This window comes from Janthinobacterium sp. LM6 (genome assembly GCF_002002885.1).
GTDB classification, from domain to species: domain Bacteria; phylum Pseudomonadota; class Gammaproteobacteria; order Burkholderiales; family Burkholderiaceae_D; genus Janthinobacterium; species Janthinobacterium kumbetense.
In genome coordinates this window covers 129,858-142,200 of sequence record NZ_CP019510.1, presented here as the reverse complement: position 1 = coordinate 142,200, position 12,343 = coordinate 129,858, and the positions used below count along the sequence as shown (strand labels likewise).

Here is a 12,343-nt window from a genome sequence, read left to right as displayed (position 1 = left end):
CAATACGCCATTAAAATAGTGAGCTTCGTCGTGCCAAATCTTGTTGAGATCCGTGATTTACACTTTGCCTATGGAGAACGTTCGATTTTATCGGGCCTTCAAATGGATTTCCCACGTGGAAAAGTTGTGGCCGTCATGGGTGGCTCCGGCAGTGGCAAGACGACCGTATTGCGCTTGATCGGCGGGCAGCTGCGTCCCAGTTCCGGCTCCGTGAATGTCGACGGCCAGATCGTGCATACGCTGGGAACCGACGAGCTGTATCAGCTGCGCCGCAAGATGGGCATGCTGTTCCAGCACGGCGCGCTGTTTACGGACCTGACGGCGTTCGAGAACGTGGCCTTCCCCCTGCGCGAACACACGGATTTGAATGAAGAGCTGATCCGCACCCTGGTGCTGATGAAGCTGCACGCCGTGGGCTTGCGCAATGCGGCGCAATTGAAACCGGCCGAGATATCGGGCGGCATGGGCCGCCGCGTCGCGCTGGCGCGCGCCATCGCGCTCGACCCCGAACTGATCATGTACGACGAGCCGTTTGCCGGCCTGGACCCGATTTCCATGGGCGTGACGGCGAATTTGATCCGCAATCTGAACGATGCGCTGGGCTCCACGTCTATCCTGGTATCGCACGATGTGAAGGAGTGTTTCGCCATCGCTGATTATGTCTATTTTCTGTCATCGGGCAAGATTGTGGCGCACGGCACGCCGGCCGAAATGGCCGTGTCGACGCATCCGTACGTCAAGCAGTTCGTCAATGCCGAGGCCGATGGCCCCGTACCGTTCCATTACCCGGGCAAGTCGCTGGCCGACGACCTGGGCTTGCAGGCGGGGGGCGGCCGATGATCGCGCGTTTCCTGGCGGCGATCGGAGCGTGGTTGCGGCGGTCGGTACAAGACCTCGGCTTTGCCGTGCGTTCGTTTTTCATCATCATCGCCTCGTCGGGCGGCCTGTGGCGCCGTCCGCGCTTGGTGATTGAGCAACTGTTTTTTATCGGTAACCGCTCGCTGGTGATTACCGCCGTCTCCGGCTTGTTTGTCGGCATGGTGCTGGGTTTGCAAGGCTATTACACCCTGACCACGTATGGCGCCGAGCAGTCGCTGGGCTTGCTGGTGGCGCTGTCGCTGACGCGCGAACTGGGCCCCGTCGTCACGGCGCTGCTGTTTGCCGGCCGCGCCGGCACCTCGCTGACGGCGGAAATCGGCCTGATGAAGGCGGGCGAGCAATTGTCGGCCATGGAAATGATGGCCGTGAACCCGATCCAGCGCGTGCTGGCGCCCCGTTTCTGGGCCGGCGTGATCGCCATGCCGATCCTGGGCGCCATCTTCACGGCCGTCGGCATCATCGGCAGCTACCTGGTCGGCGTGGTGCTGATCGGCGTCGACGAAGGCTCGTTCTGGTCGCAGATGCAGGGCGGCGTGGATGTCTGGAAAGAAGTGGGCAATGGCACCATCAAGAGCCTGGTGTTCGGCATCGCGGTGACCTTCATCGCGTTGTTCCAGGGGTACCAGGCACAGCCGACGCCGGAAGACGTGTCCGGCGCCACCACGCGCACGGTGGTCATTTCATCGTTGATGGTGTGGTGGCTCGATTTCATGATGACGGCGTTGATGTTTAGCAAGTAATTGCCGATCAGCGACAAAACAGCGGGCCTGGGCAAGATGTTGCGCAGGCGGCAGCAAGTAAAAATTATTTAGGATTGTTTATGCAACGTAAATCTTTGGATGTCTGGGTCGGCTTGTTCGTCTTGCTGGGTGTGGCGGCATTGATGTTTCTGGCGCTCAAGGCCGGCAATATGAGCTCGCTGTCTTTCAGCAAGACGTATACCATTAGTGCCAAGTTCGACAATATTGGCGGCCTCAAGCCGCAGGCGCCCGTCAAGGGTGCTGGCGTGGTGGTGGGGCGCGTGGCGGAGATCCGCTTTGACGACAAGACGTACCAGGCGCTGGTGAAACTCGACATCGAAGATGGCTACAAATTTCCGAAAGACAGCTCGGCCAAGATTTTGACGGCCGGTTTGCTGGGTGAGCAATATATCGGCCTGGAAGCAGGCGGCGATCTGGCGAACCTGGCGGAGGGCGACAAGATCGCCCGTACTCAATCGGCCACAGTGCTGGAAGACCTGATCAATCAGTTCATCTACAGCAAGGCAGCGGAAGGAAAGGACAGCAAATGAGCGAGTCGACCAAACAATCCCAAGGCAGCCTGGCGCGTATCGGCCTGGCCCTGGCCATCGCCGCCAGCGTGAGCGCTTGCGCCACCGGCACCAATCCGCGCGACCCGCTCGAGGGTTACAACCGCGCCATGTTCAAGTTCAACGACACCGTCGACCAGGTGGCCCTGAAACCGGTCGCCACGGCTTACAAGACCGTCACGCCGTCGTTCGTGCAAACGGGCGTGGGCAACTTCTTCGGCAACTTGTCCGATGTGTGGAGCGCCGTGAACAACTTGCTGCAAGGCAAGGGCGAAGCGGGCTTGCAAGACGTCGTGCGCGTCAGCATGAACTCGACCTTCGGCATCTTCGGCCTGATCGACATCGCGTCGCAGGCGGGCATTCCGAAGCATAACGAAGACTTTGGCCAGACCCTGGGCTGGTACGGCGTTCAGCCTGGTCCGTACGTGATGCTGCCGCTGCTGGGCCCATCGACCGTGCGCGACACGGTGGCCCTGCCGCTCGATATCACGGGCGACCCATGGCGCTACAAGGATCCTGTCTCGGTGCGCAATATCGGCACGGTGACGCGCGTGGTCGACAAGCGCGCCGCGCTGCTCGACGCGACCAACCTGATGGAAGCGGCCGCGCTGGACCGTTATGAATTCATCCGCGACGGCTTCCTGCAGGCGCGCGAAAGCAAGGTGTTCGATGGCGATACGGACCGCCGCGACCGCAAAGTGCCAAAAAACGACACCAGCGATTACGAGCCGGCCTATGAGGCGCAACCGCAGCCTGTCCCAGCGGAAACGCCGCCTGCGACGGCAGCGGCCGATGTGGCGCCGGCGGACCTCGTAACATCTGGTAGCAATACCGTGGCTTCCCAGGCTAGGCCTCAGGAGTAAACTGCGGTAAAGAAACACCACGGCTGCGATCGACGCCAGCCGGTGCATAGCAACACCATGAAAGGTAGAACCATGAAATTGATGAAACAACTGCTGGCGATGGCCACCATCGCCTTTGCCACCGCCGCCCAGGCCGCTCCCGCCGTGGAAGCGCCGGACGTCTTGGTCAAACGCATCAGCCAGGACGTGATCGAGACGGCCAAGAACGACAAGGCCATCCAGGCTGGCGATATCAAGCGCGTCACCGAATTGGTGGAAAGCAAGATCCTGCCGTACGTGGATTTCCAGCGCATGACGGCCCTGGCCGCCGGCCGCTTCTGGCGCGACGCCACGCCGGACCAGCAAAAGCAGCTGTCCAGCGAATTCCGCACCCTGCTGATCTACACGTATTCGGGCGCCCTGTCGCAGATCAAGAACGAAACCGTGGAATTCAAGCCGCTGCGCGCCGACCCGGCCGACACGGAAGTGGAAGTGCGCTCGCAGGTGAATGTGGCGCGCGGCGAACCCGTGCCCCTGAACTACCGCGTGGCGAAAACCCCCACCGGCTGGAAGATCTATGACATCAACGTGCTGGGCGCGTGGCTGGTGGAAACCTACAAAAGCAGCTTTGCCAGCGAGATCAGCAAGGGCGGCATCGATGGCCTGATCAAGACCTTGCAGGCAAAAAACAAGGCCCTGGCCAGCCGTCCCGCTGCCAAAGCCAAATAATCGGCTATCATATAGCTCCTGACCCAGCTCCAGACCAGCGCAGCCCGACGCCATGCCCGACTCTCTCGACACCTTGCAGTCTCTGACTTCCCTGACCGTGCACAATGCCACTTCGGCATTGGAGCAGGGTCTGGACGCCATCCGCTCGGGTCAGACGAAGTTTGACTTGCGCAACGTCAAGGCTGTCGATTCGGCAGCCGTCTCTGTCATGCTGACGTGGCAACGCGCCGCGCAGGATGCCGGCGGCGTGCTGGAGCTGAAAAACCTGCCGGACAACCTGAAAAACCTCACCAAGCTGTATGGCGTCTGCTCGCTCGTTTCGAGCACGTTGACGACCGACGACTGCGCCAGCGCCGGCGGCCATGCCGAACGCAGCCCGTCCGACCTGCATCATCATTGATCCTGTCCCACTCCCCGCATCAGCAGTAGCTTTCAAGCCGGCAGGCCAGCAGCGCCGCCGGATTGATCTCCAAGTGTTCCACGAAGTTTCCAACTATAATTGACTGTTGCGCCACCCTCTGCGGAAGGGGCGCCCTGCACCGGCCAGCCGGCCTGCATTGCACCGGCAGCCGGCGCATCACACCAGACGCATTACACTTGAAACAAGCACATGACCGCAATTCAAATAACGAATGTAGAAAAGAGCTATAAATCGCTCAAGGCGCTGGGCGGCGTGTCGCTGGCCATCGAGGAAGGCGAATTTTTCGGCCTGCTCGGCCCGAATGGCGCCGGCAAGACCACCCTCATTTCCATCATCGCCGGCCTGATACGCCCCGACGCGGGCACCGTCAAGATCCATGGCCACGACGTGGTCACGGACTTCCGCAATGCGCGCCGCAACCTGGGCGTGGTGCCGCAGGAGCTGGTGTTCGACCCGTTTTTCACCGTGCGCGAAACCCTGCGCCTGCAGTCCGGCTATTTCGGCTTGCCGAACAACGACAAGTGGATCGACGAGGTCATGGAAAACCTCGACCTGACCGGCAAGGCCGACACGAATATGCGCGCCCTGTCCGGCGGCATGAAGCGCCGCGTGCTCGTGGCCCAGGCGCTGGTGCACAAGCCGCCCGTCATCGTGCTCGATGAGCCGACGGCCGGCGTCGACGTGGAACTGCGCCAGACCCTGTGGAAGTTCATCTCGCGCCTGAACCGCGAAGGCGGCCACACGGTCGTGCTGACCACGCACTACCTGGAAGAGGCGCAAGCCATGTGCCAGCGCGTGGCCATGCTGAAGACCGGCAAGGTGGTGGCGCTCGACACCATGTCGGCCCTGATCCGCCGCATCGCCGGCTCGCAGCTGCAGCTGCACCTCAAGAATGGCAGCCTGCCGGCCGACTTGCAGCACCTGGTGCTGCACCCGGAAGAACAGCAGGCGCCGAACAAGTTCAGCCTGCGCGTCAACGAATACAGCGAAGTCGAAAAAATCCTCGCCCGCCTGCGCGAAGCGGGTGCCGAGATCGATGAAATGCAATTGCAACAAGCCGACCTGGAAGATATCTTCTTGCAGATCATGGATAAAGGTACCGTATGATTTCGACAGGATTTCGCACCCTCGTCTACAAAGAGACGCTGCGCTTCTGGAAAGTGGCGACGCAAACCGTGGCCGCGCCCGTGCTCACGTCGATGCTGTACCTGCTGGTGTTCGGCCATGTGCTCGACGGCCGCGTGGAACCGAGCCCCGGCGTCAGCTACACGGCCTTCCTGATTCCCGGCCTGGTGATGATGAGCGTGCTGCAAAACGCGTTCGCCAATTCCTCGTCCTCGCTGATCCAGTCCAAGATCACGGGCAACCTGGTGTTCGTGCTGCTCACGCCCCTGTCGCACTGGGAAATCTTCTCGGCGTATGTGCTCGCTTCCGTCGCGCGCGGCCTGGCTGTGGGCTTTGGCGTGTTTGCCATCACTTGCTGGTTCGCCGACCTGTCGTTCGTCGCGCCGCTGTGGATCGTCGTCTTCGCCTTCCTGGGTGCCGCCATGCTGGGCACCATGGGCCTGATCGCCGGCATCTGGGCCGAGAAATTCGACCAGCTGGCCGCCTTCCAGAACTTCCTGATCATGCCGGCCACCTTCCTGTCGGGCGTGTTCTATTCGATCCACTCGCTACCCGCCTTCTGGCAGACGGTGTCGCACCTGAACCCCTTCTTCTACATGATCGACGGCTTCCGCTACGGCTTCTTCGGCGTGTCCGACGTCAGCCCGTGGCTCAGTCTTTCCATCGTCGCCGGCTTCCTCGTGATCCTGGCGCTGGCGTCGATCCGCCTGCTGAAAAGCGGTTATCGTTTGCGACACTAATTGCGCCGTTGATTGCGGCACATCACATCACTACATTATTCAATATCAAGGACTTATCGTGACCACCACTCCAGAACTGATCCACGGCTATCTGTCGGCCGGCCTCGAATGCACGCACCTCGAAGTGGAGGGCGATGGCCAGCACTTCCAGGCCGTGATCGTTTCGCCCGCGTTTGCCGGCAAGCGTTTGATCCAGCGTCACCAGATCGTCTACGCGGCGCTGGGCGACCGCATGCGCGAGGAAATCCACGCGCTGTCGATGAAAACCCTGACACCTGAAGAATTCCAAGGATAAGCACATGGACAAGCTCCTCATCAACGGCGGCAACCGCCTGAACGGCGACATCGCCATCTCCGGCGCGAAAAACGCCGCCCTGCCCATCCTGTGCGCGGGCCTGCTGACCGCGGGCGACCTGGACCTGACCAACGTGCCGCACCTGCACGACGTGGCCACCATGTTGAAGCTGCTGGGCCAGACGGGCCTGAAAGTGCAGCAGGACGGCGACCGCGTGGTTCTCAACGGCAGCGCCATCGACACCCTGGAAGCGCCGTATGAACTGGTGAAAACCATGCGCGCCTCGATCCTCGTGCTGGGCCCCCTGCTGGCGCGCTTCGGCGAAGCCAAGGTGTCCTTGCCGGGCGGCTGCGCCATCGGTTCGCGTCCCGTCGACCAGCACATCAAGGGCCTCGAAGCGCTGGGCGCCGAGATCCGCATCGAAGCGGGCTACATCTACGCCAAGTGCGCCAAGCTGAAAGGCGCGCGCATCGTCACCGACATGATCACCGTCACCGGCACCGAGAATTTGCTGATGGCCGCGACCCTGGCCGAAGGCGAGACCATTCTGGAAAACGCCGCCTGCGAACCGGAAGTCACCGATCTGGCGCACCTCTTGGTGGCCATGGGCGCGAAGATCGACGGCATCGGCACCAGCCGCCTGGTGATCCAGGGCGTCGACGCCCTGCACGGCGCCTCGCACGCGGTGATCGCCGACCGTATCGAAACGGGCACCTTCCTGTGCGCCGTGGCGGCCACCGGCGGCGATATCACCCTGCGCAACGTGCGCACCGATATCCTCGACGCGGCGCTCGACAAGCTGCGCGCCATGGGCCTGACCATGACCTTCGGCGCCGACTGGATCCGCGCCGAGATGTCGGCCCGTCCGAACCCCGTCAGCTTCCGCACCACGGAATACCCGGGCTTCCCGACCGACATGCAGGCGCAGTTCATGGCCGTCAATACGATCGCGAATGGCGCCAGCCGCGTCACCGAGACGATCTTCGAGAACCGCTTCATGCACGTGCAGGAAATGAACCGCCTGGGCGCCGACATCACCATCGAAGGCAACACGGCCATCATCGCCGGCGTCAAGCAGCTGCGCGGCGCGCCCGTGATGGCGACCGACCTGCGCGCTTCGGCGTCGCTGGTGATCGCGGCCCTGGCCGCCGATGGCGAAACCCTGATCGACCGCATCTATCACCTCGACCGCGGCTACGACCGCATGGAAGTGAAATTGTCGGCCGTCGGCGCGAACATCGTACGCATTAAATAACAAGGAACGAGCATGAACGGATCGAACACGGGCGACAATTCGCAGCTGATACTGGCGCTCTCGAAAGGCCGCATTTTTGAGGACACCATGCCGCTGCTGGAAGCGGCCGGCATCAAGGTGCTGGAAAACCCGGAGACCTCGCGCAAGCTGATTTTGGCCACCAACGATCCGAACGTGCGCGTCATCATCGTGCGCGCCAGCGACGTGCCGACCTACGTGCAGTACGGCGCGGCCGATTTCGGCGTGGCGGGCAAGGATGTCTTGCTCGAACACGGCGGCGAAGGCCTGTACCAGCCGATCGACCTGAATATCGCCTCTTGCCGCATGTCGGTGGCGGTGCAGGCCGGCTTCGACTACGAAAAGGCCGTGCACCAGGGCGCGCGCCTGCGCGTGGCCACCAAGTTCGTGCACACGGCGCGCGAGCATTTCGCCGCCAAGGGCGTGCACGTCGACCTGATCAAGCTGTATGGCTCGATGGAGCTGGCGCCTTTGGTGGGCCTGTCGGACGCCATCGTCGACCTGGTCAGCACGGGCAGCACTTTGCGCGCGAACAACCTCGTCGAGGTCGAGCACATCATGGAAATTTCGTCGCGCCTGGTGGTCAACCAGGCGGCATTAAAGCTCAAGCGCGAGCGCTTGCAGCCGATCATCGAGGCGTTTGAACGCGCTTCGCAAGCCTAGATACCTTCAGTAGCAGAAAGCCGATTATGCCGATACAGATACGCAAGCTCGATTCAAGCCAGGATGGTTTCCAACAATCGCTCGATACGCTGCTGGCGTTCGAGGCGGGCACCGATGCAGCGATTGAAACGTCGGTCGCAAAAATCCTGGCCGATGTGAAAACGCGCGGCGACGCCGCCGTGCTGGAATACACCAACCGTTTCGACCGCATCCCGCATGGCGGCGCGGCGGAAATGGCGGCGTTTGATATTTCGCAAGCCGAATTGCAGGCAGCTTTGAACGGCTTGCCGTCGGCCCAGCGCGAGGCGCTGCAGATCGCCGCGCAGCGCATCCGCGCCTTCCACGAACGCCAGCGCGAGGAGTTGCGCGGCTTTACCTACACCGAACCCGATGGCACGGTGCTGGGCCAGAAGATCACGCCGCTGGACCGGGTCGGCATCTACGTCCCGGGCGGCAAGGCCGCCTACCCGTCGTCCGTGCTGATGAACGCCATTCCCGCGCATGTGGCGGGCGTGGGCGAAATCATCATGGTCGTGCCGACGCCCGACGGCGTGAAAAACCAGATGGTGCTGGCCGCCGCCGCGATTGCCGGCGTGACGCGCGTGATCACCATCGGCGGCGCGCAAGCCGTCGGCGCGCTGGCCTACGGCACGCAGACGATTGCCGCCGTGGATAAAATCGTCGGTCCCGGCAACGCCTACGTGGCCGCCGCCAAGCGCCGCGTGTTCGGCATCGTCGGCATCGACATGATCGCCGGACCGTCGGAAATCCTGGTGCTGTGCGACGGCACGACGGACCCCGACTGGGTCGCGATGGACCTGTTTTCGCAGGCCGAGCACGACGAACTGGCGCAAGCGATCCTGCTGTGCCCCGACGCGGACTACATCGCGCAAGTCGAGGAGAGCATCGCCAAGCTGCTGCCGACGATGCCGCGCCAGGCCACCATCAGCACCTCGCTGGCCGACCGCGGAGCGCTGATCAAGGTGCGCAGCATGGCAGAGGCGTGCGAGATCGCCAATGCCATCGCCGCGGAACACCTGGAAATCTCGGCGGAAAACCCGCAGCAGTGGGCCGAGCAGATCCGCCACGCGGGCGCCATGTTCCTGGGCCGCTTTTCGTCCGAATCGCTGGGCGACTATTGCTGCGGCCCCAATCACGTGCTGCCGACGTCGCGCACGGCGCGTTTCTCGTCGCCGCTGGGCGTGTACGACTTCCAGAAGCGTTCGTCCATCATTCACGTCAGTGAAGCGGGCGCGCAAACCCTGGGCCGCGTCGCCGCCACCCTGGCGTATGGCGAAGGCTTGCAGGCGCACGCGCGCAGCGCCGAATTGCGTCTGAAGCCGCAGCCATGACGAAGTTGGCGGAGCAGCCGGACTGGGTCAACCGGGTCTATTGCGAAGATGCGCTGGCGGGGCTGGCGCGCATTCCCGATGGCTCGGTGGACCTGATCCTGACGGATCCGCCGTACAACCTGGGCAAGGACTACGGCAATGCCTCGGACCAGCAGTCGGTGGCCGACTACCTGCGCTGGACGGAAGAATGGATCGATGCGGCGCTGCCCAAGCTGAAAGCCAACGGCAGCCTGTATATTTTTCTGACCTGGCGCTATTCGCCGGAGATCTTCGTCATGCTGAAACAGCGCATGGCGATGATGAATGAAATCATCTGGGATCGCCGCGTGCCGTCCATGGGCGGCAGCGTGCGCAGCTTTTCATCGGTGCACGACACCATCGGCTTCTTCGTCAAGCGCAAGGATTACTACTTCGACCTTGACGCGGTGCGCATCGCCTACGACGCGGCCACCAAGAAAGCCCGTTCGCGCTCGATCTTCATCGGCGCCAAATGGCTGGAAGTGGGCTACAACCCGAAAGACTTGTGGAGCGTGTCGCGCTTGCACAAGGAACACCCGGAACGGGCCGACCACCCGACGCAAAAGCCGCTCGAAATCATCGAGCGCATGCTCAAGGCTTCGTGCCCGCCCGGCGGCGTGGTGCTCGACCTGTTCATGGGCAGCGGCACCACGGCGCTGGCGGCGAAGCGCTGCGGGCGCGATTTCGTCGGCTTTGAGTTGAACCCCGATTACTGCGCCATCATCGAACAGCGATTGGCGGCGCTGGCGCAGGAGCTGGCCGAACCGGCCGCGCCGAAGGCGGAAAAGAAGGCGCCGGCCAAGCGCCGCGCCGCCGCCGTGCCCAAGGCCGCCAAGGCGGCCAGTAAACAACCGGCTGCCGTGAAAAAGCCGCCCGCCGCGAAAAAAGCGCCGGCCCGCAAGGCGCGCAGCGCTAGCGTGCCGGAAGACGTCGTCATTTAGTCTCCATTTAATTTCATCAGGAGTGTTTGCAGCATGTCTTTCCTCGATCAGTTAATCAGCAACACCGTGCGGTCCGATGTGCGGGCCGTCAAAAGCTACCAGGTAGCCGATGCCAGCGGTTACATCAAACTCGATGCGATGGAAAACCCGTATCCGCTGCCGGCGCAGCTGCGCGAAGAGCTGGGCGCGCGCCTGGCCGGCGTGGCGCTGAACCGCTATCCGCCGTCGTACGCCAGCCTGCAGGCGGCCATCTGCGCCAAGCTGGGCGTGCCTGCCGGCTTCGACGTCATGCTGGGCAACGGCTCCGATGAGCTCATTTCCGTCCTGGCCATGGCGTGCGCCCATCAGGAGCCGGGCAAGCGCGCCGTGCTGCTGGCGCCCGTGCCCGCCTTCGTCATGTATGCGCGCTCGGCGCAGTTCGCCGGCATGGATTTCGTCGGCGTGCCCTTGAAAAGTGATTTCAGCCTGGACATGGACGCCATGCTGGCGGCGATTGAACAGCACCGCCCGGCGCTGGTGTTCCTCGCCTATCCGAACAACCCGACGGGCAACCTGTTTGCCAGCGCCGACATCGAACGCATCCTGGCCGCCCTGGGCGACACGGGCATCGCCGTCGTCGACGAAGCCTATGAGCCGTTCGCGCAGCACAGCTTCATGGGCCGCCTGCCCGAGTTCGAGAACCTGGTGGTGATGCGCACCGTGTCGAAACTGGGCCTGGCCGGCATCCGCCTCGGCTACATGTCGGCCGCGCCGGCCCTGCTGGCGCAGTTTGAAAAAGTGCGCCCGCCGTATAACGTGAATGTGCTGACGCAGACGGCGGCCGAATTCGCGCTCGAACACCTCGATGTGTTGAATGCCCAGGCGGACCTGCTCAACAGCGCGCGCGATACGCTGGCGCTGCGCCTGGCGGAGCTGCCGGGCGTGACCGTGTTTCCCTCGAAGGCAAATTTTCTTCTGATTCGTGTGGCTGATTCCGACGATGTTTGCGCAAAACTGCTTGCCCGCAGGGTTTTAATTAAAAATATGAGTAAAATGCATGCTGCGCTGGCCAATTGCCTGCGCATCAGCGTCAGCACCCCGGAAGAGAATTCCCTTTTTTACGATGCCTTCAAGGCATCCCTCGTTTAGCCTATCGCCAGAGCCTCCCATGAACCGCACCGCAGAAATCACGCGCAACACCAATGAGACGCAAGTTCGCGTCGCCCTCAACCTCGATGGCACGGGCCAGCAAAAGCTCAATACCGGCGTGCCCTTCCTCGACCATATGCTGGACCAGATCGCCCGCCACGGCTTGATCGACCTGGATATCGAAGCGACGGGCGACGTGCATATCGACAACCACCATACGGTGGAAGACGTGGGCATCACCCTGGGCATGGCCGTGGCCAAGGCTATCGGCGACAAGAAGGGCATCCGCCGCTACGGCCATGCGTACGTGCCGCTGGACGAGGCGCTGTCGCGCGTGGTGCTCGATTTCTCGGGCCGCCCTGGCATCGAATACCACATCCCGTTTACGCGCGCCATGATCGCCGGCTTCGATGTCGACCTGACCCTGGAATTTTTCCGCGGCTTCGTCAACCATGCGGGCGTGACATTGCATATCGACAACTTGCGCGGCACGAATGCCCACCATCAATGCGAAACCGTGTTCAAGGCCTTTGGCCGCGCGCTGCGCATGGCTGCCGAGCTCGACGAGCGCGCGGCCGGCATCATTCCATCGACCAAGGGCAGCCTGTAAACGCCGCGCTCGCTATAT

Annotated in this window: 15 protein-coding genes; all 15 read left to right on the top strand. The window is 62.5% G+C overall.

The features are described from left to right. The first annotated feature begins 30 nt into the window (after positions 1 to 30). Positions 31 to 840 (top strand): ABC transporter ATP-binding protein, encoded by an 810-nt coding sequence (locus tag BZG29_RS00625; protein ID WP_034753922.1) that lies wholly within the window; start codon positions 31 to 33, stop codon positions 838 to 840. Continuing rightward, positions 837 to 1,619, top strand: a complete 783-nt coding sequence (mlaE, locus tag BZG29_RS00620) for a lipid asymmetry maintenance ABC transporter permease subunit MlaE (RefSeq protein WP_034753807.1) — start codon at positions 837 to 839, stop codon at positions 1,617 to 1,619. The genes BZG29_RS00625 and mlaE overlap by 4 nt, the downstream gene beginning before the upstream one ends. Positions 1,620 to 1,699: 80 nt before the next feature. Then, positions 1,700 to 2,170, top strand: coding sequence for an outer membrane lipid asymmetry maintenance protein MlaD (gene mlaD / locus BZG29_RS00615; protein WP_070346035.1), 471 nt, complete (start codon positions 1,700 to 1,702; stop codon positions 2,168 to 2,170). Beyond that, positions 2,167 to 3,051: a VacJ family lipoprotein gene (locus BZG29_RS00610; protein WP_077398231.1), complete on the top strand. Its 885-nt coding sequence runs from the start codon at positions 2,167 to 2,169 to the stop codon at positions 3,049 to 3,051. The genes mlaD and BZG29_RS00610 overlap by 4 nt, the downstream gene beginning before the upstream one ends. A 72-nt stretch (positions 3,052 to 3,123) precedes the next feature. After that, the gene (locus BZG29_RS00605) at positions 3,124 to 3,759 is read left to right on the top strand and encodes a phospholipid-binding protein MlaC (RefSeq protein WP_077398230.1); all 636 of its coding nucleotides are present in this window, start codon (positions 3,124 to 3,126) and stop codon (positions 3,757 to 3,759) included. Between the two features lie 52 nt (positions 3,760 to 3,811). After that, positions 3,812 to 4,159, top strand: a complete 348-nt coding sequence (locus BZG29_RS00600; RefSeq protein ID WP_077398229.1) for an STAS domain-containing protein — start codon at positions 3,812 to 3,814, stop codon at positions 4,157 to 4,159. A 210-nt stretch (positions 4,160 to 4,369) separates the two neighbouring features. Continuing rightward, complete coding sequence (locus BZG29_RS00595; RefSeq protein WP_077398228.1) at positions 4,370 to 5,287, top strand: ABC transporter ATP-binding protein; 918 nt, start codon at positions 4,370 to 4,372, stop codon at positions 5,285 to 5,287. Next, entirely contained in the window at positions 5,284 to 6,045 is a 762-nt protein-coding gene (locus tag BZG29_RS00590; RefSeq protein ID WP_034753822.1) for an ABC transporter permease, read from the top strand. Before BZG29_RS00595 ends, BZG29_RS00590 begins: the two co-directional genes overlap by 4 nt. Positions 6,046 to 6,103: 58 nt before the next feature. Beyond that, positions 6,104 to 6,340 (top strand): BolA/IbaG family iron-sulfur metabolism protein, encoded by a 237-nt coding sequence (locus BZG29_RS00585; RefSeq protein WP_034753824.1) that lies wholly within the window; start codon positions 6,104 to 6,106, stop codon positions 6,338 to 6,340. Positions 6,341 to 6,344: 4 nt separating this feature from the next. Further along, the gene (gene murA, locus BZG29_RS00580; protein WP_077398227.1) at positions 6,345 to 7,595 is read left to right on the top strand and encodes a UDP-N-acetylglucosamine 1-carboxyvinyltransferase; all 1,251 of its coding nucleotides are present in this window, start codon (positions 6,345 to 6,347) and stop codon (positions 7,593 to 7,595) included. Positions 7,596 to 7,607: 12 nt separating this feature from the next. Continuing rightward, on the top strand, positions 7,608 to 8,276 hold the full coding sequence (gene hisG, locus BZG29_RS00575) for an ATP phosphoribosyltransferase (protein ID WP_077398226.1): 669 nt from the start codon (positions 7,608 to 7,610) through the stop codon (positions 8,274 to 8,276). 26 nt (positions 8,277 to 8,302) lie between these two features. Beyond that, positions 8,303 to 9,628, top strand: a complete 1,326-nt coding sequence (hisD, locus tag BZG29_RS00570) for a histidinol dehydrogenase (RefSeq protein ID WP_077398225.1) — start codon at positions 8,303 to 8,305, stop codon at positions 9,626 to 9,628. After that, positions 9,625 to 10,587 carry a site-specific DNA-methyltransferase gene (locus tag BZG29_RS00565; protein WP_077398224.1) on the top strand — a complete coding sequence of 321 codons (963 nt, stop codon included), beginning with the start codon at positions 9,625 to 9,627 and terminating at the stop codon, positions 10,585 to 10,587. Before hisD ends, BZG29_RS00565 begins: the two co-directional genes overlap by 4 nt. 33 nt (positions 10,588 to 10,620) lie before the next feature. Further along, positions 10,621 to 11,715, top strand: a complete 1,095-nt coding sequence (gene hisC, locus BZG29_RS00560) for a histidinol-phosphate transaminase (RefSeq protein ID WP_077398223.1) — start codon at positions 10,621 to 10,623, stop codon at positions 11,713 to 11,715. A 19-nt stretch (positions 11,716 to 11,734) separates the two neighbouring features. Beyond that, positions 11,735 to 12,325 (top strand): imidazoleglycerol-phosphate dehydratase HisB, encoded by a 591-nt coding sequence (gene hisB, locus BZG29_RS00555; protein ID WP_010402123.1) that lies wholly within the window; start codon positions 11,735 to 11,737, stop codon positions 12,323 to 12,325. Positions 12,326 to 12,343: the final 18 nt, after the last annotated feature.

What these genes read in the sequence shown, in the direction of transcription:
- mlaE (WP_034753807.1), top strand. Translation starts at nt 837, where the DNA reads ATGATCGCGCGTTTCCTGGCGGCGATCGGAGCGTGGTTGCGGCGGTCG.
- mlaD (WP_070346035.1), top strand. Translation starts at nt 1,700, where the DNA reads ATGCAACGTAAATCTTTGGATGTCTGGGTCGGCTTGTTCGTCTTGCTG.
- BZG29_RS00610 (WP_077398231.1), top strand. Translation starts at nt 2,167, where the DNA reads ATGAGCGAGTCGACCAAACAATCCCAAGGCAGCCTGGCGCGTATCGGC.
- BZG29_RS00605 (WP_077398230.1), top strand. Translation starts at nt 3,124, where the DNA reads ATGAAATTGATGAAACAACTGCTGGCGATGGCCACCATCGCCTTTGCC.
- BZG29_RS00600 (WP_077398229.1), top strand. Translation starts at nt 3,812, where the DNA reads ATGCCCGACTCTCTCGACACCTTGCAGTCTCTGACTTCCCTGACCGTG.
- BZG29_RS00595 (WP_077398228.1), top strand. Translation starts at nt 4,370, where the DNA reads ATGACCGCAATTCAAATAACGAATGTAGAAAAGAGCTATAAATCGCTC.
- BZG29_RS00590 (WP_034753822.1), top strand. Translation starts at nt 5,284, where the DNA reads ATGATTTCGACAGGATTTCGCACCCTCGTCTACAAAGAGACGCTGCGC.
- murA (WP_077398227.1), top strand. Translation starts at nt 6,345, where the DNA reads ATGGACAAGCTCCTCATCAACGGCGGCAACCGCCTGAACGGCGACATC.
- hisG (WP_077398226.1), top strand. Translation starts at nt 7,608, where the DNA reads ATGAACGGATCGAACACGGGCGACAATTCGCAGCTGATACTGGCGCTC.
- hisD (WP_077398225.1), top strand. Translation starts at nt 8,303, where the DNA reads ATGCCGATACAGATACGCAAGCTCGATTCAAGCCAGGATGGTTTCCAA.
- BZG29_RS00565 (WP_077398224.1), top strand. Translation starts at nt 9,625, where the DNA reads ATGACGAAGTTGGCGGAGCAGCCGGACTGGGTCAACCGGGTCTATTGC.
- hisC (WP_077398223.1), top strand. Translation starts at nt 10,621, where the DNA reads ATGTCTTTCCTCGATCAGTTAATCAGCAACACCGTGCGGTCCGATGTG.
- hisB (WP_010402123.1), top strand. Translation starts at nt 11,735, where the DNA reads ATGAACCGCACCGCAGAAATCACGCGCAACACCAATGAGACGCAAGTT.